Here is a 22,058-nt window from a genome sequence, read left to right as displayed (position 1 = left end):
AAAATTAGTGTTTTTGTAATATTGACTCGGAATATACCGTTATTCTATATTTAACCAAAGAATAAATTACCAGTCGAAAAAAGAGTTTAGAATGAGAATTAGAGGAGCTTAGTTAAGGAGAGAAAGTAAATGGAGATAAATCTTTTGTTAGTCGACGTCTATCCTTTGTTTGGTTATGGAATGAAATCAATGCTTGAAACCAAAAATGATATGGAATCAGTGAATACCCTTTATGTAAAAAGTAAGGAATATTCAATAATAGATGAGTTCCATTTTGAAATTATTGTAATTAATATAGAGCATCATAATATTAGAGAATGTATTGCTTTTTTAAAACACCTTCAAAGCACAAGATATCGTTTAACGTCCAAAATTGTTGTAATAATAAAAAAGGGGTTGTTCCAAACCTATTTTGATGAATTGATAAACCTTGACGTCAAAGGCTTTATGACTGCCGCTTCGGATGCAGATGGCATAGCCGAGATGTTTTATTTAATTCAAAATGATCAAATAGTAATCAGCAAAGAGCTATCAAAACATATGAATAAAAACAGTAACAAAAATTTAACAACTAAAGAAATACAGATATTAAAATTAATCTATAATGAAAAAACAAATAAAGAAATTTCTCATATTCTTAACTATTCGATAAGTACGGTAGAATATTATATGACTATGATTTTTAATAAACTTTCTGTTAAATCAAGAGTTGGCGCAATTAGAGAGGCGAACAAACTGGGGATATTAGCCAACAAATAACATTCAATATTCCTCATTAAGCACACTTTACAAAAATCTGCCGATGCCTGCGCGCAACGGCTTTTTTGTCCGGAATCCTGTACATCATTTACTCTTTCATCTGACTCAATATCTCGCGATAAGTGCCGATTTTCTTTATCGTTAAAGAAATGATATTTTCGATATCAGCCAGCTATTTTTTCAGCTTGCTGACGTGTTTCGTTAAGATTTCCACCTTCGTTTTGACGGAAGCTGCATATTCTTCGGTCATAGGGGTTTTATGAGCGAGAGCAAAGCCCCTGGTGTGAATGAATTCAGTCATCTCTTCAACAGAGAGCCCCGTCTTTTTTAAGCATTGCAAAAAAGATAGTGTGTCGATGTCTTTTTGAAAGTAAATGCGCACACCGCTTTCTTTTCTTTGCGGCGGGGAAAGCAAGCCGATTTTTTTCATAACAACGAAGGGTATCAATAGAAAAGCCAAAAACGGTGAAATATAACCGAGTCCGATTTTGGTGGGCACCCACAAATACCCCCACACGAACGTAACAATGATAATCGCACTGATGATTTTAAACATGTGTCACTCCATCCTTTTTAATTGTTATTTGCTGATAGCCTTCTTTCTGCTAATAAAGCCTAATAGATGGAGCGGACTCCATGTCAATCTGTTTTTTTAAAAAAAAGCTGATCGGCAAATATGGTATGATTTACATAATCAGGGAGTGGGGTTGCAGAGGATGAATACGAAGAGAGCGTATTACGCTATTTTATACAGCCAGACCGCTATCAACTTGGGGTTTTCACTTTATACGATGGCCGTCATCTTGTTTTTGTTTACAAAAACCGGTTCGACAGCGATGGCCTCTCTTATGACGCTCGTCAGCATTGTATGCCGCGTATTGGGCAGCGCCGTTTTGCCGCTGGTCACCGGCCGGTTCACGCTTCGTTCTTTGTTAATCAGTTCTCAATTGATACAGATCACACTGTTAGTCTGTTTGTTTTTGTCATCCAAACCGGTTCATCCGCATTCTTTTTTCTGCTGTTTTGTCTGATCGGAGGCATTTCTTTTTGCAACGGATGGTTTGCTCCGATAAAAAGCGCGTTGATTGGGGAAATCATTCCTCCTGATCGAAGGGCGAAAGCGAACGGTTTATTATCGGCGGCGGATCAGACCGTTCAGTTTGCGGGGTGGTCTCTGGGCGGCGTCATCATAGCGTTCCTGGGAGAGAGCGATACAATGATCGTCACTGTCATGTTATTGGTTTCTTCGGTGTTGGGCATCATTCTGTTTCTTCGAGTACGCATGTGTGCGCCGGCAGCAGTCAGGAAACGTTCCCTTTTTGCAGATGCGGCAAGCGGCTGGGTGTATTTATTTCAGCAAAAACAGCTCAGGGTTCTCATTGTGATGGATGTGATCGAATCGTGGGCAGGCATGATATGGATCGGGTCTGTGTCCTTGACTTATGTGCATGACGTCCTTCATAAAGGAGAGGCTTGGTGGGGGTATGTCAACGGAGTCTATTATGCAGGGACGATGATCGGAGGACTGATCATCTATAAGTTATCCGGTAAGTTTCAGCATCATCTCATTCCGCTTATGCTGACGGGAGCCTTGGCATATGGAATGTTCACGTTTATTTACGGGCTGATCACAAGCGCCGTTACGGCCCTTTTTCTGGTGCTGTGTATGGGGCCGGCTTGTGTATTACGAGATCTCACGCAGGAAACATTACTTCAAAACATCACGACCGAAAAGACACGGGTCAATATATTAGCGGCGAGATCAGCTTTAGTTCAGTTCATTTTTATGTTTTCCATTATCGGAACGGGGATTATCTCAGATGTATTCGGCGTGCGGTTTATTTATATCGGCGCAGGCCTTCTCTTATTAATTTCGGCTTTTATCGGATTTTCTCAGCTGAGAATGAAGAAAATGGTACAGAGCGGCATGTAGTGTAGTATAATTAGGAACGTACGTTCTATATCGAGAGAGGAGAGGGTAATGTGGGACATCTGGCACTGCAATTGTATGATTATCATCTTTGGGCAAATCAGCAAATATTCACCCGGCTTAAAGAGCTTCCGGAGGATGTGTACCGTAAGGAGATTCAAAGTGTCTTTCCGTCGATAGCCGGTGTATTGACTCATGTGTATCTGTCCGATAAGGGGTGGTTTGATGTGTTCTCCGGAGAGCGTCTGGAGGATACGCTGAAATCAGCTGAACAGCAAAAAGGGGACATCTTGTCTAAAGAGATAGAAGAGCTGGAAGATCTATTTTTGGAATTATCAGACCGGTATCAACTATTTTTGCAGAAGGAGGAAAATATCAGCCTCCCCCTTGAAATAGAGCATCCGTCAGGTGACATCATGAAAACCGCAGCTGCCGATATGATCCTACATGTTGTGAACCACGGAACGTATCATCGCGGGAATATAACAGCCATGCTCAGACAGATGGGGTATGCTTCTGTGCCGACGGATTACGGTATTTATTTATATATAAACAAAAAGTAAACAAGACAGCCCACGCGGCTGTCTTGTGATATCCGTAAAAAAGCCAAATCATATGAGTGATTTGGCTTTTTCGTTTGCTATGCCATGTTTTGCAGCCGTTCTAAACTGTTTTTCCAATTCGCTTCAAGCGCTGTAAAAGCAGCGGCGGCATCTTGCTGTTCTAATGCGTGAATGATATCAGAGTGTTCATTATATGATCTGTTTAAAGCGCCGCTTTCACTGAAATAGCGGATTTCCAGTCTCTGAATTTTGACTTTCAGGCTTACAAGCAATTTGTGAAGTTCAGCGTTGTCCGCAAGCAGAATGATGTGATGGTGAAATGCATTATCCGCTTCCAGAACGGCCATTTTATCGCCGTCTTTCATCGTTTGAAGAAGATTTTCATTCAGCTGTTTCAATTCTTGAATCACGGCATCGTCCATACGCGGGAGGGCTTGCTGCAATGCGAGTTTCTCAAGCGTCCAGACGATGGAATACAAGTTTTCCGCTTCTTTTAACTCAATCGGAGCGACAAGCGTCCATCTGTTCGCTTTTGTTATCACCAAGCCGTCATCTTCCAGCCGCAATAAGGCTTCCCGTATCGGGGTGCGGCTGATTCCCAATGTTTCCGACAAATCCTTGTCCTTTAACTTTGTTTCCGGTTTGAGCTTGCCCGTTATGATCCAGTTTCTGAGTGTGCGATACACTTCGTCCCGCATGATGGTTCTTTTCAGCACAGGTTCTTTGTTTTGATTATCCAATGGAACACCTCATGAATCGTAGTATACATATTGGCATTTTACCACAGACCGGGCGCCGGTTAGAAATGAAGAGGGACATCTAAGAATGAATCGAACCGAGATGCTTCATCTCAATATGCTGAAAGTCAGCGGAGCCGCCTTCAGAAAAGAGCGTGATTCCCTGATCTTCGTGTTTTGGGAACACTTCATTTGTCAGAACGGTTTTTCCGTCGTCTGCAAATACTTCAATACTGGTTTTATCTACGAGAATTTTCAGATGAACGCGCCCTTTGTTTCCGTCAAATGGGGCTTTGCTTTCGACGTATGCGCCGGTTTTATCAGGCTGGTCTGTAAACGATCTGTTCACATAGGCACAGCCGTCTTCTGCTGAAATACCGACATCAATATGCCGGCTTTGGTCTGCTGATTCTCTGAGTCTGACGCCTGCATTTTTGATATCTGACCAAGCGATATCCATATCAAGCTGATATGTATCACCTTTGATCGGCAGTGTCTCTGAACCGTTCACCTGTTTGTGTTCTATGCTGTCAGTTGAAGAGGTTAATTGGTTCAATGCTTCAACCGGCTCTGACACAAGGCTGTATGTGCCGCCGTCCTGCTGCTGAAGGCGGATTTCACGGACGATAGAATCCGTGCCGTTAAAGCCGTTTTTTAGTGTCGGTGTTTCATTCGGATAATCCCAATTGTTCATCCATGCCAGCGCATAGCGTTTTGTCAGCGGATCTTCGCTATTACCGTCTTCAAATGTGACGCCGCCGTACCAGTCAAAGCCGTAATCGAGCCATTGCGGTTCTTCTTGATCGGCGGTAAATTCCTTCCCGTCAAAGTTTCCGGTCCAATACGCGTACGTATTCGGTTTGCCTGCGGGTTTGCCGTTTGCGCTTGCGCCCAGAACCCATTTGGCTGTTCCGTCATCTGCACGCATCATATAAAGGTCGGGGCATTCGACGAGGCCGATCTGCTGAGTGATAAAGCCGCCCGTGTATTTCCAATTTTTTAAATCGGGTGATTCATAAAAACCGATTTTTTCTCCTTCGGCCATGGCCATCACCCATTTGTCATCCTGTTCATCCCAGATCACTTTCGGGTCCCGGAAATCCTTAGTTCCCGGGTTTTTCATAACGGGCTGATCACTATAGGAAGTAAACGTTTTTCCCTTATCCGTGCTGTACCATAAATATTGTTCCTGGGCTTTTGTTTTGGCAGTCGGCTGCGTTGTGACGGCGACCAGCGCGTTTTTGCCGAAGCCCGACGTGTTGTGTTTATCAATGACGACAGAACCGGACCATATATCGCCGTTTTCGTTGGTGTATTTCGGAATAGCCGTGCCTTCGTCCGTCCAGTGCACCAAGTCCTCTGATACGGCGTGCCGCCATTCTGTGCCGTTGCCGTTCGGGTAATCCCGATTATAAAGATAGTAGTAATGATATTTTCCCTCGAAAAAAATGGGCTTTTGAGGGTCGTTTTTCCATTTGTCCGGAGTCGTAAAATGATACGCCGCCCGGTAATCCTTCTTATGCTCCGTATTGTTTGTGTCAGAGGAATTGTGGTTTTTGTTCGGCAGTAAGCCGACAAACAGGAACGCACCCAAAAAGATCAATATTACAACGGGCCATTTTCGTGCCATGATTGAGTTCACCATCTTGTTGAGAAATAAAAGAAAATGCCAATGAAGTATCGGCATTTTCTTTTTGTTGTTATTAGTTGTTAACCGTAAGCTGTCCTTGTTCAAGGATGCTGTTTTTAACAACGGATGTTTTCTTGCCTTTGATGTTCATTAAGAAGCTTGGCGCAAATGTTGCCTTTTTATCCTCAAAGAAGCCTCTGTTTGTCATGTAGCTTGTGATCACGACATTGTTGCCTTTGGCTTGCGGCACTGCGAAGTGAGAGTAAGTGAACGTTACATCGTTAGGATCAAGACCCATTTGCAGGACAAGACCAGTTTTGTTCAGCGGCTTGTAAGGACCTGTTAAAGAGTTTGATACATAACCAAGCATGTAAATATCGTTTGAGTTAATACCGTCGATCGTCATTTTTGAACCGCGTGAATCAGTGAACAGGTACCATTTGCCGTTCATTTTGAAAACATTCGCACGCTCGATTTCATCAGTTACCGTGTTTGAAGTGATCAGCGGCTTCATGACTTTTTTCAATGTGTAATCATCGTTTAACTCTACCATACCGAGGGCGCCGTTCGCTAATTCAGCATCGCGTTTTTTAGCGCTTTGCTGAAGCTTCTGACTTTCTTTACGGAAGAAGTTTGTGCTGCCGCCGTAGTACGCTTTGTTAAATAAAGATTCTTCGCCTTGGTATCCGTTTTCTGTTCCTGTGTTGGCTTCGAATACAAGGTATTTATGGCCTTTGTCTTCAACGTAGTGAGGGTCTCTCAGCGTATGGTTGTCGCCGGATGTATAGTTCCCTTCATCGATAAACTGCTGAACGTTTTGATATGTTTTTCCGTCGCCGTCAAAAATCGTTTTATGATCTTCGACTCCGTTGATCTTGAGCGTGTCATCAGCTTTTGACACATTTACCTGCGCCGTTGTCAGGCTTTGTTTGCCGTAATGTTTACCGGAAAAGTCAGTGTAGAATAAACGGATTTTTCCGTCAGATGTAAAGGTTGCAGAACCGGACCATTCTTGTGTCTGTTCTTTCAGGATTTCATCGTTGGCGTCGAACTTATCGCTGTCTTTAAAGACACGGCCCGCGTTTTTCCAGCTGTCGATCGAGTTGTCGCCGACTTTTTGGTAAAACATGTAGATGGATGTGTCATCAGCGTCTTTCGGGCTTCCGGCAAGAGCAAACACGACGTGATAGCCATTGTATTCAGCTACTGTTCCGTCAGCGTTTTGGAGCGGCCAGCTGTCCCACACATCCAGTCCTTTCGCGGACTCGATATTTTTAATTGTTGATTGGTCGAATTGAGGAACTTGGTATTTTTCACTTTGCTGCTGTTTAGGGATCTGCAGCATATCATGGCGTGTGATATGAGAGACGCCGTACGTTTCTTTGTAAGGTTTTTGGGTATTTTCTTTCGCGAAGGCTTGAGTCGCTCCCCCTGCCAGAAGTGCAGTCGTAAAAGTTAGAACTGTGGCTCGTTTTGCAAATTTTTTGATGTTCATGTTCATGTCTCCTTTTGTATGTACCTTTTTTTGCGATCTGCCGATTCGATCCTCCTGCATTCATGGATGGCAGGTTTGTTACAGAAAAAAAGACCTAAAATATGTATGGGGTGACGCCAAAGAATACACTTTGCCCTTAACACATTTTAGGTCTTGCCTGCTTTATCAGTAACAATCCTGCATGATTTACTTGTCGACATCATTCTATTAGACTCTGATTCTATTGACAACTGGTCTATTTTCCTCTTTTGGATGATAGTAAAATGAAAAAAGGCCTTTTAATATATGGGTAATTGAGACTAAGGGGTGCTCTGGGCCTAGGAAATAACCTCTCTAAAAAAGAGAGGTTATTTTTCTTGATAGATAATAAAGCGATGGTGGCTAAAATCAGCAAAGTACCCAGCCATTCTGATATTCCGAAGGGAACATGCAGCCAGATAACAGCTAAAAAAGCTGCCGACAGCGGCTCTGCACAGGCAAGCAGGCTGGTTTCAGAGGCACTCAGATATTTCAGGCTTTCCAAGTAGCAATAAAAAGCGATGAGCGTTCCGAAAATGATGATAAACACAATCGCGGCATATGCAGGAAAGGACCACTCGCCTTCAAATGTCCAGGGCGGGCGGATCAAGCTGAGGGCGGCTCCGCCGATCAGCATGCCCCATCCGACAACAATGGCGGATCCCCATTTCTTCAGCAGACGATGCGGCTGAAGGGTGTAAAACGCCAGTGCAAACGCCGAACTGATTCCCCAAAAGACGGCCAGACCGGATATGGACAGGCTTCCGGCATTCCCGTGCGTGACCAAAATGAATGTGCCGGCAACCGCCAATAAGACGGCGAGCAGTTCTTTTCCCGAAGGAATTCTCTTTGCGCGAATCGCTAAAAAGCATGTAATGATCGCCGGCCCTAAATACTGAAGAACGGTAGCAGTTGCCGCGTTGCCGTACTCAATTGCCGCGAAGTAGGTGTATTGAACGCCTAACATTCCGAAAATCCCGAATAAAAGAAGGGGAATTCTGTCCCGTCTGTCTTTCCAAACAGCCCATATCCGTCCTTTTTCTTTGCGGTACGCGATTCCGAGCAGAAGCGCCCCTGACACCAGAAGGCGCACCGAAGTCAGCCATTCTGTATTAAAATGGCGGTGCTGGAACAGATACTGGGCAACCGTTCCCGAGACCCCCCATAAGATAGCTCCTGTAAGCACAAGCCAAATGCCTGTTGTTCGTGAATAAGAAAGAGCAGCGTGTTTTTCCAGGATAGACACCCCCGATTCTGATGTTGTGATAGCAACTTACAATAATTAGGAAAACGAACGACGCCTTACATGTGATATATTATATATTGTATATTAACAGGCGTCAAAATAATTTCGGAGAAAGCGCTTACTAAATGGCTGTCTGATGAACAAGCTGTAAAAAAAACACCCCGGCTGGTTGCCGGGGTGTCAGGCTGTCGAGATTTTCTCGACAGCCTCAAGCAACCATTTCGGTTGCTTTTTTGTTTCAGCGTTTTATATTGAAGGATAGTTCGTGATCTTTCAATGCATCCCCACTATTACCCTCGATATGTCTAATCTTCAGTTTGAAGTTTTTATTCTTTTCAAATTCTGACTTCTTAAGCAAGAATACTAAATATTTATCGCCTCTTTGCCCGCTCTTAACATCCCCAGAATCGCTCTCTAACGAACCTTGGTTCAAATAATGCATAGCATCAGTATCTAAAAATGCACTAAATTGATTGATTGGTAATGAATCACTTGATCCGTTTTTGACTGTCATCTTGACTGTAACTGCAACAATGTCTTCATTGCCGAAACCTCTGAAAGAGTTTTTGAATGAATCAGTTGGATCTAATTTTGTAAATTGTACGCCTGTCAATGTAAGCTCAATATTATTCTGAGACTGTTTCTCGTTAATTTCATTTTTCTGTTCCAGTAACGTTTTTTCAGCAATGTTTTTGGTAACAATCTGATCATCAAAGAACTTGTTATCACTTTTTTGTTTTTTAGCGGAAGCACCTGATAAAGGTAAATCAACGATTTGTTTTTCTCCCAAGTGTTCTCTCATCATAGAATCTTTAGAAGCATTAGAGACTACCAGTTTTGATTTTTCTTTAACAAGAATTTCATATTTTTCTTTCGATAATTCATATTGAATGAATCCAGTTTTAGATTCCCCTTTATCGTAGTATGCTGGATTACTTGGCGTACCATCTTTTTTAGGCTTTACCCTGTCTGTTTCATCAACTAAACTGACGTCCGGTTGTTTCGTATTGTATTCATCTTTCCCCTGAACTGCCGGATTGTTGAAATAAGCCTTGCCGCCTGTCTGGTTTTCTACAGTGGCTTTAAGTGTTATTACATATCCTTCTTTATCTCCGTCAAAACTGTACGGCTCGTTTTCAGCATTCTTCACATGAACCACTTGATACTGAGATACCTTGAATTTAAATCCATCGAAGTTCAGATCGATTTTCGGATCTGCGTTATTGAAAATGACATCTGCTTGCCCTTTAGTTGAATCTGCAATATAAGAATTCAAAACACCATTTTTTGCAGTATCGCCGCTTGAACTCTCCGAAGATGTTTTATCTGTAAAAGAGGCATTATTTTCTTTACTCTTTGATTCAGATTGTGATGTTGTTTCGACTTTTTTCTCAGCTTTCTTTGTTGAACCGTCATCATGATTACCGCAAGCAGATAGTAATAATGCAGTTGAAAGAACAGAAATTACCCCCATTTTTTTCTTCAATTTCATAATCCTCCTATGACAATCAAAATAAAAAGCTACTGTTCGGATCAGTAGCTCAAACTATAATAATCAAGGTTAAAAAATCTTATCCGGTCATCAAAATGATCTTAATACATGGACATAAATTTATAATTTACAGTTTTCTTAGTGCCCGTGTTGGTAAGTTTGAATCTATAACTCGCAGAGTAGCTTTTTGATGCCTTGTTATAATACATACTCGTTTTCCCTTTTTCTTAGCGTAAAATGTTTTTACATTTTTCCAACCTTTACTTGTCTTCTGTTGAAGAACAGCTTGGATTTTTCCACTTCCTGATCCATTAGCTGTTAAGAAACCAGACACTTTGCCTTTATAATATGGATGGAATACTGGAGTATATATGTAATTTTTAAAAGAACCTGAATGCCAGTATTCAGTCCAAAGTCCACCTGTTTTTTTCCAGTCTTTAGCTTGTGCTTTGTTATTCGCAAGGTCAACGGCTGTAAAGCTTGTCAATGCAATAACCAAAGCGGCTAATATCATAATTAACTTCTTCTTCATTAAGTAATACCTCCTATGTCAATATGGTTCATTAATCATCACTTTAAATATAATAATAGTAATCAGAAGATTTTACATCCGACTAAAATACTAAAATTTGGAGATATTTACGTATTTTCGGACGGAAAATGACAAAAGACTCGTTTCTTTAAGTCTGTTTTTGCATTTCGCCATAGGTTAACAGTCGTTAAATTTGAACCTTCATCTCTGGTATGTGGTTATATTGGTCTAATCAAGGTGTTAAGGAAAAAATGCTGCGTTATTCGGATCAATTATAGAATCCCCCTAGATAAAGCTGGAAAAAGGCTTTATCTCTTGTATTTGCTGTCGAATTACCGTTCTGTTATTTAATCATGTTTGCTTTTTAAACCGCTCAGAAACGAATCTGAGCACGTTTAGAGGTTTCTCCAATATTAGTCCTTCCAAACCATTATCTTAGACTCTATCCTTAAAAAAAGGCTGTTGTCTATGAGATCCGGTCACTCCACAGCATTCAGAACAGCGGCACTTTTCTAAGTTCCCTTCTGCTCCATAGCGCTATTTATTGCTTTAAATGAAAACCCCCTAATGATATGGCTAGGGGGCAATTCTTAGAAAAACAAACGCCTCACTCTTGATATACTACATATCAAAATGTGATGGGTGAGCGCTTACAAAAAAAGACCGTAAAAAAACACCCCGGCTGTTTTCCGGGGTGTGTTGGTTATTCTGCAATCGCGTCTGTTAAAACAGGAACGACTTGTTTCTTTCTGGATACGACACCTTTTAAAAGAGCCGTGTTGTTTTCTAACGTCACGTTGAATGCTTTTTCAACTTTTGACGCCTGATCGCCGATGGCGAGCGCAAGGGAATCGTTTTCTAAAATATCCGTAATCACGAGAAGGAACAGGTCAAGGTTCTTCTCAGCAATTACTTTTGAAAGAGCCGCTTCTAATTCCGGCTGCCGCTTTTTGACATCTTCAATATCAACTGTGTTGACTTGGGCGATTTCGACTTTTTTGCTGCCGAGCGTGAACTCTTTCGCATCAAGAGAAATCAGTTCTTCCACAGTTTTTTGCTTAAGTCGGCTCCCGCTTTCAGCATGTTTAAGCCGTACTCTTCCGCATCTACGCCGGCAATTTCAGCAAGCTCTTTTGCCGCTGCGATATCCTGCTCTGTGCAAGTCGGAGATTTAAATAACAGAGAGTCGGAAATAATTGCTGAGAGCATGAGGCCCGCAATTTCTTTCTCGATTTTCACGTTATTTTCTTTGTACATTTTGTTTAAGATCGTAGCCGTACAGCCGACCGGCTCAGCACGATAGTAAAGAGGTTCCGCTGTTTCGAAGTTGGCGATACGGTGGTGGTCGATCACTTCAAGAACCTGAACGTCTTCGATATCCTTGATGCTTTGCTGGCGTTCATTGTGGTCAACAAGGATGACGCCGTTTACTTCGTTTGCGGCAGTTTCCACCAAACGCGGGCTTTCCTGCTTGAAATAATCAAGCGCGTATTGTGTTTCGCCGTTGACTTGTCCAAGGCGGACGGGCTCAGCATTGAAGCCGAGTTTATTTTTTAGATCAGCGTAGGCAATGGCAGAGCAAATGGTATCTGTGTCTGGGTTTTGATGTCCGAAAATAAGAATTTTTTCCATAATAACTCCTTGTCCTTTTTTGTAGTGTAAACAATCTTTTTATAGTTTAACACGTCTTGCGGAGGGTGTAATCTTCAAAACCTTAAAAATTGATGTGAAAAAGAAGCATTTTTGTTGAGCGGTGAGGAGGATTGCGAGTAAAATACTGGGTAAGTCAGATGCTAATCAGCATATAGTATCAAAAAAGGTACTATGGAGGATGAAAAATGAACATATATCCGAATAAAGAAGGTTGTCCGGTTGAACTGACGCTTTCCGTTATCGGCGGAAAGTGGAAGGGTATTTTGTTTTATCATATGATCGGCGGAAAAAAGCGGTTTAATGAGTTTCGGCGCATTTGCCCCAGCATTACGCAGCGTATGCTGACGCTTCAGCTTCGCGAGCTTGAGGCGGACGGCATCGTGCATCGCGAGGTATATCAGCAGGTGCCTCCAAAGGTGGAGTATTCTCTTACCGAATTCGGCAGGTCGCTGGAACCGATCGTTTTGCAAATGAAGAAATGGGGAGATGCCAACCGGGAGTTTCTCGAGGCATACCGGGAAAAAACGTCGCCTCAAGATCAGTCCGCTCAAAAATAAGAAGCAGCAAAGGATTAAATTCCTTGCTGCTTTTTTTTATTTCATCGCGATGGCCTTTCTGGCGTTGCGCACGTCATTCTTCAGCAATTCGCTCAGGTTGTAAGCCGGATATTGACCGCGTTCTTCCATATACTCAAAGACCATTTGATGCCACTTGATAGCCGCGTTTAAGTGCTTGACGAAAACATGTCTTAATTGGGGTGTGGCCGTCTCTGTAATGGCTCCGGCGTAATTGCGGACAGACGTTTTGGCCATGATCAGCAGGCCGCCGCTGTAAAAGGAGGAATCAGCGCGCTCTTCTGTTTCATCCTCACGAAAAGCGGGAGCTTCAGGGAAGAAAGGAAGCAGTTCACGCAGATTTTGTTCCAGCGAATGGATGGAAAATCTGTAAAGCTGTTTTAATCTGGCATCGCTTACGTCCCGCTCTGTTCTTTTTAATTTCACAAGTCCGTTTGCCTGGAAAGCCACTAACTCATGCAGTTCTAACGTTTCATGCCATGCTAATGTTCTCCGCTCGGTCATGGTGTAAGAATCTCCTTTACCCTTCATTTTCACTTTCAGCATATGCCCCGGTCCCGATGTTGTTCCTGATGTTTTGAAGTTTCCAGAAAGGGAAACTCAATGTAAAGGAAATACGAAATAGAGGTGAAACTATATGTGGGACATGATAAAGAACTTCTTCCTTTTCAGCAGCGGGGTTTTACAGGCGACCACTCTCTTACTTATCGTTATCGTCTTGTTATATGTACGAAAAACCAAAAAGAAAAACAGAGATACTTCTGGTTTCATGGATGATCAGGATCACTGATACAACGGGCATTCTTTCACTGGGATGTCCGTTTGTCTGTTTTCATGTTTCACATGGAACATTGCGGGTGTCCGCGCTCATTTTACTTGCGATTTCGACTTATGTTAAAATATATACGTGTATTTTGGAGAGTTTATGGAAAATTCAGGTCTTGAAAGAGACATTGCGGCGTCAAAAGAGCAGTCGTCTAAGCTGCTCTTTTCTATTCGTATGTTCGAATGATACAAGGTTTGAGGTGAGTAAGTGAAAAATACAAGGGCTCTAATAGAAGGCGCCATTTTGATCAGTATTTTTGCAATCATTTCCCTTTTGGTCGTGTACCTCCCTTTACTGGGGGCAATTCTTCTCTTTGCTTTGCCGCTGCCGATCATTCTTTACACCATTCGGCACGGTCTGAAGCCCGGGGTATGGATGGGGCTTGCCAGCCTTCCTGTCAGCTTTATTGTAAGTTCGTTTACCGGGCTTACAGGCGCTTTTACGGCTGCCTGTACGGGAATCGCCATGGGATATTATTTTAAAAAGAAACAGCCCGGCTATGCGGTTGCTGCCGGCGCTATGGCGTATGTGCTGTGCGGCGTCGTTTTTTTTGTGGTCAGCATCGTGTTTCTTAACATGAATGTGATCGATACCACCATGTCCCAGCTTCGGGAGTCGATGTCTTTAGCAGAAACCATGTCAAAGCAGCTCGGTTACGGAGATCAGTTCGGGAAGCAGATCAAGCTGATGGAAAGTCAGCTGAACACGGTTCAATATCTTTTTCCGACAGTGCTCGTATTGACCGGTATCGTTTTTCTTTCCTCAGTTATGCTATGGCAAGGCCGCTTTTACGGCGATTTTCCCCTGATCTTCCGAAGATGAAGCCTTTTAGAGAGCTCAAACTCCCGCAAAGCGTTGTCATTCTGTATTTTATTGTGACGATATTAGGGTTTCTGCCTTTAGAAAAAGGGCATATGCTGTATTCGGTTTCATTGAATGGGGGATTTATTCTCAGCTTGCTGATTTGTATTCAAGGATTAGCGTTTATTTTTTTCTATTGCCGCGAAATGGAGATGCCGAAAGCCGTTCCTGTTTTAGCAATTGTGCTGGGTGTGCTTTTTCCGCTCATCTTGTCCGTGTATCTCCTCTTAGGCATCATTGACATAGGCTTTAACATAAGAAATAAGGTGACGCGAAATTGAGTGTGACTTACAGGTGGGGAGTTGATAGAAATGCCTAGTTTTTATGAAAAACCGTTGTTTCGGTATCCCATCTATGCATTGATTGCATTGTCAATCATCATAATCCTCATCAGCATTTACTTTAACTGGCTGATAGGAGCCATCGGCGTTGTGCTGCTCGCCGTGATCCTGTTTTTCATTAAGCGTGCGGATTCTCTGATCAGAAAAGAAATTGACGATTATATCTCCACGTTATCGTATAGATTGAAAAAAGTAGGCGAAGAGGCATTAATGGAAATGCCTATCGGGATTATGCTGTTTAATGATCAATATTACATTGAGTGGGCGAATCCGTTTTTGTCTTCCTGTTTTAATGAAAGCACACTCGTCGGGCGCTCGCTGTATGACACATGCGAGGCCGTCGTGCCGCTGATCAAGCAGGAGGTCGATTCGGAAACGATCACCTTGAATGAGCGGAAGTTTAAAGTAGTGATTAAAAGAGATGAGCGCCTGCTCTATTTCTTTGATGTGACAGAACAGATTCAGATTGAAAAGCAGTACGAAAATGAGAGAACCGTGCTGGCATATATCTTTTTAGATAACTATGATGACGTCACACAGGGACTGGATGACCAAACGAGAAGCACGATGAACAGCCAGGTCACCTCATTATTAAATGCGTGGGCGCAGGAGTACGGCATTTTCCTGAAACGGACGTCCTCTGAGCGGTTTATCGCGGTGTTAAATGAACACATTTTAACGGAGCTTGAAAACGCGAAATTTTCGATTTTGGATGAAATCCGAGAAAAAACATCCGTTCACACTGTATCTTTGACCCTCAGCATCGGGATCGGCGCATCGGTTTCTTCCTTGAAGGAGCTTGGAGATCTGGCGCAGTCCAGCCTCGATTTGGCTCTCGGCCGCGGAGGCGACCAAGTGGCGATCAAAATGCCGAACGGCAAGGTGAAATTTTACGGCGGCAAAACAAATCCGATGGAGAAACGCACAAGGGTGCGCGCCCGGGTGATTTCTCACGCGCTCAAGGAGATTGTCTCAGAAAGCAGCAATGTCATTATCATGGGGCACAAATTTCCTGATATGGACGCAGTCGGAGCCGCAATCGGAATATTGAAGGTGGCGCAGGCCAACGGCAAAGAAGGCTACATCGTCATTGATCCGAACCAGATCGGATCAAGCGTTCAGCGCCTGATTGAAGAAATTAAAAATATGAAGAGCTGTGGTCGCGGTTCATCACGCCGGAAGAGGCGATGGAAATTTCAAATGACGACACGCTGCTTGTCGTTGTTGATACACATAAACCGTCCCTTGTGATGGAAGAGCGTCTCATGAACAAAATCGAGCACATCGTTGTGATTGACCACCACCGCAGAGGCGAGGAATTTATTAAAGACCCGCTGCTCGTTTATATGGAGCCATACGCTTCATCCACCGCAGAACTCGTGACGGAGCTGCTTGAATACCAGCCGAAGCGGCTCAAAATCAATATGATTGAAGCGACGGCCCTGTTAGCTGGTATAATAGTGGATACGAAGAGTTTTTCCCTTCGCACGGGCTCGCGGACGTTCGACGCCGCTTCTTATTTGAGAGCGAAAGGCGCAGATACGGTTCTGGTGCAGAAAGTTCTCAAAGAATCCGTCGGTTCTTACATCAAGCGGGCGAAACTGATCCAGCATACGGCTCTTTATAAAGAACATATCGCGATTGCTTCTCTTCCTGAGAATGAAGAGGAGTACTTTGACCAGGTGCTGATTGCGCAGGCGGCTGATTCCCTCTTATCGATGAGTGAAGTGGAAGCTTCATTTGCGGTAGCCAGACGGGATGAGCATACGGTGTGCATCAGTGCGAGATCGCTGGGCGAGGTCAATGTGCAGATTATTATGGAGGCGCTGGATGGCGGAGGGCATTTAACCAATGCGGCAACCCAGTTATCGGGCATTTCTGTCTCAGAAGCGCTCGTCCGGCTGAAGGAAGCCATTGATGAATATTTTGAGGGAGGCGTTCAGAGATGAAGGTTATTTTCTTACAAGATGTAAAAGGTAAAGGAAAAAAGGCGAAATGAAAAACGTAGCAGACGGTTATGCACATAACTTTCTCATTAAAAAAGGCCTCGCTGTCGAAGCAAATGCGACAAACATCAGCGCATTGAAAGGACAGAAAGAAAAAGAGAAAAAGAAGCGATTGCCGAGCTTGAAAGAGCGAAAGATTTGAAAGAAACGCTTGAACAGCTGACTGTTGAGCTGAGTGCCAAATCCGGTGAAGGCGGCCGCCTGTTCGGGTCTGTCACAAGCAAGCAGATTGCAGAAGCGCTGCAAAAAACGCATAAGATTAAAGTGGATAAACGGAAACTGGAGCTCCAAGACGGTATCCGCACACTGGGATATACAAACGTTCCTGTAAAGCTGCACCCTGAAGTTCAGGCTGTGCTGAAGGTTCACGTAAAAGAAGAAGCGTAATACACAATGAAAAACCCGCCGATCCGGCGGGTTTTTTTCATGTCAGCATACGGCGCAGCACAAGAAAATGATGAGATTGTTTCATTTCCGATTGTTACCAGATTGCATATTATATTACATCATGACGAAGGATGTGTCGGTATGAAACGATTTTTTTCTGAAACATATTTTCAAAATCCGGAGAATAAAAAGGCGCTGGAGCACTACCCCCTGATCGGAGATGGAAAAGACGGGGAGGTCTATCGCTTAACACACAACAAATGCATTAAATATTTTTTAAAAAAGAGACATGTAAGAAGGAATTGGAAGCTTTACAGCTCGGATATGGTTCACCGGTGATCCCGAAACTGTATGAATACGGAGATTATTATATTGTGATGGAATACGTCAAAGGCACCTCTCTTGCGCGCCATATCAAAAAGAAAAATCCCTGTCCGACAAACTGACAGCTGATATTTTAGCCATGCTGGATGAATTAAAAGATATCGGTTTTGCCAGGTGGGATGCCGAAATCAGGCATATTCTGATCAATGAACAAGGCAAACTTAAAGTGATCGACCATAAAAGAGCCTTTTCGACCGTTACCCGAGTTCCTGTAAAACTATTAAAAGGATTGGACAAATACGGCTTGGCGGATGAGTTTTTGAACACTATAAAAAAATTAAATCCGTCACGTTACCGGGAATGGCGAAGGAAATGGTAAGTTTCTGAAAATCCGCATATGTAAGTTTCCTTTTTTCAGGGTCGTCATATGATATTTGTAACATTTGTTTGGTGGAGTGTGGAAAAAATGGCAGAATACATTATGGTTATCGGCGCTCATCCCGATGATGAACTATTGGGATCAGCGGGCACCATAAAACGGCTGATCAATGAAGGATATAAAGTGATTTCCATTATTACGGCATTAGGAAGAAAAGAAGAAGCTCATCATATTAAACAATTAGGCGAACGCGCGAATCAAGAGCTTGGAATTGAGAAAGTCATCTTTTTGGAGCATACGAATTTAGAGCTGGAATGTATCCCTCTTCATAAGCTTGTCAAAGAATTAGAGCAGCTCATCCGCGTCTATCAGCCTGAAAAAATCTTTACACATCATTACGGCGATGTCAATATGGACCACCAGAGAACATTCCAAGCAGTTTTAACAGCCGCCAGACCGCTTCCGAATCAAAAGCCTATCGAACTGCTTACGTTTGAAACGCTATCTTCAAGCGAGTGGGAGAGGAATACGGCTGATAAACTCTTCAAGCCTAATTACTTCGTTAACATCACAGACACAATGGATGCCAAACTCGCGGCGCTTCACCACTATGACGTAGAAATGAGGGATTACCCTCATCCCCGTTCATATGAAGGCGTTAAACATTTAGGAAGAGTCAGAGGGATGACGGCGGGTGTGGAATACGCCGAAGCTTTTGAAGTCGTGCGGAGGATCTGGAAATGATCAAGACATTTTCCGTCCCGTATCCGTATATGATTCAGACGCTTGACCGCTACTACGGGGTCAAAACGCGCCCGCAAAAAAAGACGGCGGTAAAGACTCAGATGAAACATGCACATCCTATTCCGCGATTATACGGAAAAAACAGAAGTTATCCATTTTGATTGCCACGTTTTGGGACTACCCGCATACGGGCGGTTTATCAAACTATATTAAAACGCTTAGTGAAGGACTGGAAAAAAGAGGCCATAAGGTGGATGTCATATCCCCCAATCAGTTTCCTTCCGCACAGGTAAAAGAACTGCGGACGGATGTTGTTCCGAAATTAAAAGATTTCTTTAGTGACAGATACGGGGATTACAGTGCTCATATTTTGAAGAATAATCGGCTGATGTTTATATACGAGCAAATGCTTCAAAAGATTCATTTGGAAAAATATGATGTATTTCATGCTCAAGATTTATTTACAGCCAATATATTAGGCAGGTTCAATCAAATCTATAAGAAACCTTTATTTTTCACACCGCATGGCATGTTTACTTTCAACAGACTTAAATTTCACATCTTTAAAAAAGGATCGGTAGAAGAGTTTTATTATAAAAAACTAGAGATGAAAGCCATTGAATACGCAGATCGCCTGATTATTATCAGCGATACGTTCCGCAGCCCGCTCATGAAGCTCGGAGCCGAACAGGAAGACATGACAACGGTGATCACAGGAATCGATTACAATGCAAAAACAGACGTGAAAAAAGAAACCCCGCTGCCGAAAAATAAGATCATCATCGCGTGTATTGCAAGATTAGGCCCGAGAAAAGGACATAATCATTTGCTTGACGCACTTTCACGAATTCCGTCTGATGTGCTTGAACATGTTGAAGTGCTGATCGCGGGCGACGGAGAGATGAGGAGCGCCTTAGAGGAACAGGCTCGAAAACTGAATCTATCTATGGTCTCCTTTTTAGGAAAAGAGATGATGTTCCCGCTATTTTGAATATGACGGATATATTCGTACTGCCGACCATTAATGATAGTCTGCCCATCTCGATTATTGAAGCGATGTTCAGCGGCTCGGCTATCATCGCGACCGATTGCGGGGGTATTCCGGATCTGATCCGCCATAACAAAACGGGACTTATTGTCGAGCCGGGAAATGCAAAGGTTCTTGCCCGGGCTTTAGCGTTTTTTATCTCTAACAAATCTGCGCGGGAGAAGGCTGCTTCAAACGCAAAGGCCTACGCGGAGAAATATTTAAGCAGTGAGACGATGATAAAAAATATCGAATCGATTTATCAAAATACCAACAGCTCGGAGGGAGATCATGAAACATGAACATGCAGCCGTTGTACTTGATTTCAGTGCAAACGGGATTGGGATCATTCGCAGCCTGGCCCGAAGAGGAATCGATGTTTACGCGTTTGACACGGAGGGACCTTATCGTATCGGAAAATCAAGGTTGGCAGATTGCGGGATATGTCCCAGCCCTTTAACACAAGAAGAAGAACTGCTGACATTTCTGACTGATTTCGGGAAGCGATTCCAAGCAAAGCCGGTTCTGTACGCAGGATCTGATGATTACGCGGGATTTATATCTAAATTCCGCGAGACATTAGCCGGTTTTTTTTATTTTTGCTCCCGAGCCGCTCTCTGTTAGAAACGGTCTTAGATAAAAGCAAAGCATATGAATTAGCGGTCAAGCATAACATCCCCTGCCCGAAAACCTTTTTTCCGAACAACCGGGATGAGCTGGAAGAGGCCATCGCCAATATTGACTTCCCGTGTATTTTAAAACCGGTGGCCGGCCATGAATACAGAAAAAAGTAAACAAAAAAGCAATTGTAATGAAGGATGCCGCACAATTGCGCAAGGAGTTCAGCTCCTACAGAGAAAATGGAGAACTGCTCGTGCAGGAGATCATCCCCGGAGACAACCAGTGTTTTTATAAAGTCGCCACTTTTTATGATGATCAAATGAAATTAATGGGCCTGTTCACTCTGCAAAAGAACCATCAATTCCCTGCTGACTTTGGCGCGGGGGCCCACGTCGTCAGCAAACGGCTTCCTGATTTAATCGAGAAGACCCTGCCGTTTTTTGAAGCGATTCAGCTGAAGGGAGTAGGCATGGCGGAATTTAAAAAGGATCCCCGGGACAATGTTTACAAGTTTATCGAAATTAATCCGCGCTTTTGGCTCAGCCATAGCCTGACAGAACCGGCAGGCATTCATTTCGTTTACATGTACTATCTGTATTTGACCGGACAACAGGTGAAGCCCCAGCTCGAACAAAAAGACGGAATCAACTGGATTTATGAGGTGCGTTACTTCTTAACGTTTTTGAAGAAACGAAAAAGAGGAGAAATGACGTTCCGGGATTTTTGGAAAGGATGTAAAGGAAAAAAGAGTACGCTCTTTTTGCTTGGAATGACCCGATGCCATTTATCAGAAACACTTGGTCTCATCTCAAAAACAGCTGGAAACGGAAGCGGAAGGAAGATCGGCATGTATGAAAAGGATCTTTTGTATGATGCATTTCAAAAACTGAGAATTGACGAAAAACTGTCGTATTCGTTCGGTGAAAGGGCCGCGGTGAATCCGGATGACATCACATGCCTGAAATCAACAGACAGAAGCGCCATTTATAAACTGTTTGTAAAGAAAAAATCCGGCACTGTTCCGCTGATATTGAAGGTGTATAAATCTTCCCGTGAAAAAAACAAGGTCGAGATTAATATATACGGGAAAGCCCGTTCTGTTTTAGGGGATTTGCTGCCGGACATCTATCTTATAGAAGAAAGTGACCATGAAACGTGGATATTTATGGAGTTTGTCAGCCAGATCAGAGGACAGCTTACATTTCATCCGAAGCATTTCAAGTATATTATTCCGTCTGTCGCAGAACTGCACAGCCGCACCTTTGAAAACAAGACTATTTCTGACGGTAAATGGCGGTCGTGGCTGCCGGTATACGAATCGGAAACCATGAGAAAAGGGCGTAAAAAGCAGATCAAAAAGACAGCGGAATTATTGGATAGAGCTCTTAAAGATGAGCGCACAAAGGATATCGTGAAGCCTCATTATCGGCAAATCACAAACTTGCTGGAGCAGGAGGAGCCGGATTTTTTCCCTGAATTGATACAAAACGGCTCAGCCATCACACACGGTGATCTTCATATGCAGAATATCTGCACCCACGATGTGTCCGGACATGAACCGTGGGATATTCAATTCATCGATTGGGAATCCGCAAAATACGCGCCGGTTTGGTTTGATATGACGGTGCTGGTCGAAATTCTGCTCGGCTTCAGAAAAGATTGGAGCCGGCACGCAGAAGATATTCGGACGTATTGCGTAAAAGTGTATTCGAAAGAAATGAAAAAGCGGGGCATTCATTTTCAGACCCCTCCTATGACGCTTTATAAAATGGCTTATTTGCAGAGAACACTTGAGAAAGGGCTTCATACCCAATTGCGGAGAATCTTCGACAATCGGGGAGGAGAACTGCTGCCGTATCATGTTGACAAAGTGTCAAAATGGGGACGGGAATTAGGATTATAAGTTTAAGAG

At 43.2% G+C, this 22,058-nt stretch carries 14 protein-coding genes and 8 pseudogenes; 13 read left to right on the top strand and 9 right to left on the bottom strand.

What is annotated here, in order from left to right:
* Nucleotides 1–129 precede the first annotated feature (129 nt).
* Complete coding sequence (locus D368_RS02850) at nt 130–759, top strand: response regulator transcription factor (protein WP_071392535.1); 630 nt, start codon at nt 130–132, stop codon at nt 757–759.
* Nucleotides 760–931: 172 nt separating this feature from the next.
* Here the strand turns inward: D368_RS02850 and D368_RS02845 are convergent, their stop codons facing one another.
* Complete coding sequence (locus D368_RS02845) at nt 932–1,315, bottom strand: MerR family transcriptional regulator (RefSeq protein WP_128574538.1); 384 nt, start codon at nt 1,313–1,315, stop codon at nt 932–934.
* A gap of 160 nt (nt 1,316–1,475) precedes the next feature.
* On the opposite strand from D368_RS02845, the pseudogene D368_RS02840 reads away from it, so the two are divergent.
* Nucleotides 1,476–2,692 (top strand): annotated as a pseudogene (locus D368_RS02840) (MFS transporter).
* A 50-nt stretch (nt 2,693–2,742) separates the two neighbouring features.
* Nucleotides 2,743–3,252, top strand: a complete 510-nt coding sequence (locus tag D368_RS02835) for a DinB family protein (RefSeq protein ID WP_070082663.1) — start codon at nt 2,743–2,745, stop codon at nt 3,250–3,252.
* Nucleotides 3,253–3,329: 77 nt separating this feature from the next.
* On the opposite strand, the gene D368_RS02830 is transcribed toward D368_RS02835, so the two are convergent.
* The 7 genes and pseudogenes from D368_RS02830 to D368_RS02800 all read right to left on the bottom strand — a co-directional run bounded on the left by D368_RS02830 (nt 3,330) and on the right by D368_RS02800 (nt 12,034).
* Nucleotides 3,330–3,992, bottom strand: coding sequence for a GntR family transcriptional regulator (locus D368_RS02830; protein ID WP_004393043.1), 663 nt, complete (start codon nt 3,990–3,992; stop codon nt 3,330–3,332).
* 79 nt (nt 3,993–4,071) lie between these two features.
* Nucleotides 4,072–5,631, bottom strand: coding sequence for a glycoside hydrolase family 32 protein (locus D368_RS02825; RefSeq protein WP_101563130.1), 1,560 nt, complete (start codon nt 5,629–5,631; stop codon nt 4,072–4,074).
* Nucleotides 5,632–5,692: 61 nt separating this feature from the next.
* Nucleotides 5,693–7,114 (bottom strand): glycoside hydrolase family 68 protein, encoded by a 1,422-nt coding sequence (locus D368_RS02820; protein ID WP_101562606.1) that lies wholly within the window; start codon nt 7,112–7,114, stop codon nt 5,693–5,695.
* Between the two features lie 235 nt (nt 7,115–7,349).
* On the bottom strand, nt 7,350–8,378 hold the full coding sequence (locus D368_RS02815) for a DMT family transporter (RefSeq protein WP_486129199.1): 1,029 nt from the start codon (nt 8,376–8,378) through the stop codon (nt 7,350–7,352).
* Between the two features lie 238 nt (nt 8,379–8,616).
* A complete protein-coding gene (locus D368_RS02810; RefSeq protein ID WP_486129198.1) occupies nt 8,617–9,870 on the bottom strand; it encodes a DUF5068 domain-containing protein in 1,254 nt (417 codons plus the stop codon).
* A gap of 127 nt (nt 9,871–9,997) precedes the next feature.
* On the bottom strand, nt 9,998–10,402 hold the full coding sequence (locus D368_RS02805) for a hypothetical protein (RefSeq protein ID WP_486129197.1): 405 nt from the start codon (nt 10,400–10,402) through the stop codon (nt 9,998–10,000).
* Between the two features lie 703 nt (nt 10,403–11,105).
* A pseudogene (locus tag D368_RS02800) lies at nt 11,106–12,034 on the bottom strand (manganese-dependent inorganic pyrophosphatase).
* 206 nt (nt 12,035–12,240) lie between these two features.
* Here D368_RS02800 and D368_RS02795 point away from each other — a divergent pair.
* On the top strand, nt 12,241–12,612 hold the full coding sequence (locus D368_RS02795) for a winged helix-turn-helix transcriptional regulator (RefSeq protein ID WP_007615010.1): 372 nt from the start codon (nt 12,241–12,243) through the stop codon (nt 12,610–12,612).
* A 36-nt stretch (nt 12,613–12,648) separates the two neighbouring features.
* Here the strand turns inward: D368_RS02795 and D368_RS02790 are convergent, their stop codons facing one another.
* A complete protein-coding gene (locus tag D368_RS02790) occupies nt 12,649–13,134 on the bottom strand; it encodes a spore coat protein (protein WP_017418488.1) in 486 nt (161 codons plus the stop codon).
* Nucleotides 13,135–13,267: 133 nt separating this feature from the next.
* Here D368_RS02790 and D368_RS02785 point away from each other — a divergent pair, with 133 nt between their 5' ends.
* From D368_RS02785 to D368_RS02740, 9 genes and pseudogenes are all read left to right on the top strand, one after another.
* The gene (locus D368_RS02785; protein ID WP_004393059.1) at nt 13,268–13,420 is read left to right on the top strand and encodes a hypothetical protein; all 153 of its coding nucleotides are present in this window, start codon (nt 13,268–13,270) and stop codon (nt 13,418–13,420) included.
* A 243-nt stretch (nt 13,421–13,663) separates the two neighbouring features.
* A pseudogene (locus D368_RS02780) lies at nt 13,664–14,598 on the top strand (YybS family protein).
* Between the two features lie 30 nt (nt 14,599–14,628).
* A pseudogene (locus D368_RS02775) lies at nt 14,629–16,607 on the top strand (DHH family phosphoesterase).
* Nucleotides 16,604–17,051 (top strand): annotated as a pseudogene (rplI, locus tag D368_RS02770) (50S ribosomal protein L9). The pseudogenes D368_RS02775 and rplI overlap by 4 nt, the downstream one beginning before the upstream one ends.
* 141 nt (nt 17,052–17,192) lie before the next feature.
* Nucleotides 17,193–17,754 (top strand): annotated as a pseudogene (locus tag D368_RS02765) (protein kinase family protein).
* A gap of 87 nt (nt 17,755–17,841) precedes the next feature.
* Nucleotides 17,842–18,498, top strand: a complete 657-nt coding sequence (locus D368_RS02760) for a PIG-L deacetylase family protein (RefSeq protein ID WP_071392530.1) — start codon at nt 17,842–17,844, stop codon at nt 18,496–18,498.
* A pseudogene (locus D368_RS02755) lies at nt 18,495–19,827 on the top strand (glycosyltransferase family 4 protein). Before D368_RS02760 ends, D368_RS02755 begins: the two are co-directional and overlap by 4 nt.
* Nucleotides 19,817–21,001, top strand: a pseudogene (locus tag D368_RS02745) (carboxylate--amine ligase). Before D368_RS02755 ends, D368_RS02745 begins: the two co-directional pseudogenes overlap by 11 nt.
* The gene (locus tag D368_RS02740; RefSeq protein WP_101562603.1) at nt 20,994–22,049 is read left to right on the top strand and encodes a phosphotransferase; all 1,056 of its coding nucleotides are present in this window, start codon (nt 20,994–20,996) and stop codon (nt 22,047–22,049) included. Before D368_RS02745 ends, D368_RS02740 begins: the two are co-directional and overlap by 8 nt.
* Nucleotides 22,050–22,058: the final 9 nt, after the last annotated feature.

Origin of the sequence: Paenibacillus lentimorbus NRRL B-30488, assembly GCF_000411595.1 — a bacterium.
GTDB classification, from domain to species: Bacteria; Bacillota; Bacilli; order Bacillales; family Bacillaceae; genus Bacillus; species Bacillus velezensis.
Note: the sequence above shows the minus strand (reverse complement) of the source record. Positions and strands in the feature narration are given on the sequence as shown.

Excerpts from the sequence above, each read along its gene's own strand:
- D368_RS02845 (WP_128574538.1), bottom strand. The coding sequence starts at position 1,315 with ATGTTTAAAATCATCAGTGCGATTATCATTGTTACGTTCGTGTGGGGG.
- D368_RS02790 (WP_017418488.1), bottom strand. The coding sequence starts at position 13,134 with ATGACCGAGCGGAGAACATTAGCATGGCATGAAACGTTAGAACTGCAT.
- D368_RS02810 (WP_486129198.1), bottom strand. The coding sequence starts at position 9,870 with ATGAAATTGAAGAAAAAAATGGGGGTAATTTCTGTTCTTTCAACTGCA.
- D368_RS02820 (WP_101562606.1), bottom strand. The coding sequence starts at position 7,114 with ATGAACATCAAAAAATTTGCAAAACGAGCCACAGTTCTAACTTTTACG.
- D368_RS02805 (WP_486129197.1), bottom strand. The coding sequence starts at position 10,402 with ATGAAGAAGAAGTTAATTATGATATTAGCCGCTTTGGTTATTGCATTG.
- D368_RS02740 (WP_101562603.1), top strand. The coding sequence starts at position 20,994 with ATGTATGAAAAGGATCTTTTGTATGATGCATTTCAAAAACTGAGAATT.
- D368_RS02795 (WP_007615010.1), top strand. The coding sequence starts at position 12,241 with ATGAACATATATCCGAATAAAGAAGGTTGTCCGGTTGAACTGACGCTT.
- D368_RS02850 (WP_071392535.1), top strand. The coding sequence starts at position 130 with ATGGAGATAAATCTTTTGTTAGTCGACGTCTATCCTTTGTTTGGTTAT.
- D368_RS02760 (WP_071392530.1), top strand. The coding sequence starts at position 17,842 with ATGGCAGAATACATTATGGTTATCGGCGCTCATCCCGATGATGAACTA.
- D368_RS02785 (WP_004393059.1), top strand. The coding sequence starts at position 13,268 with ATGTGGGACATGATAAAGAACTTCTTCCTTTTCAGCAGCGGGGTTTTA.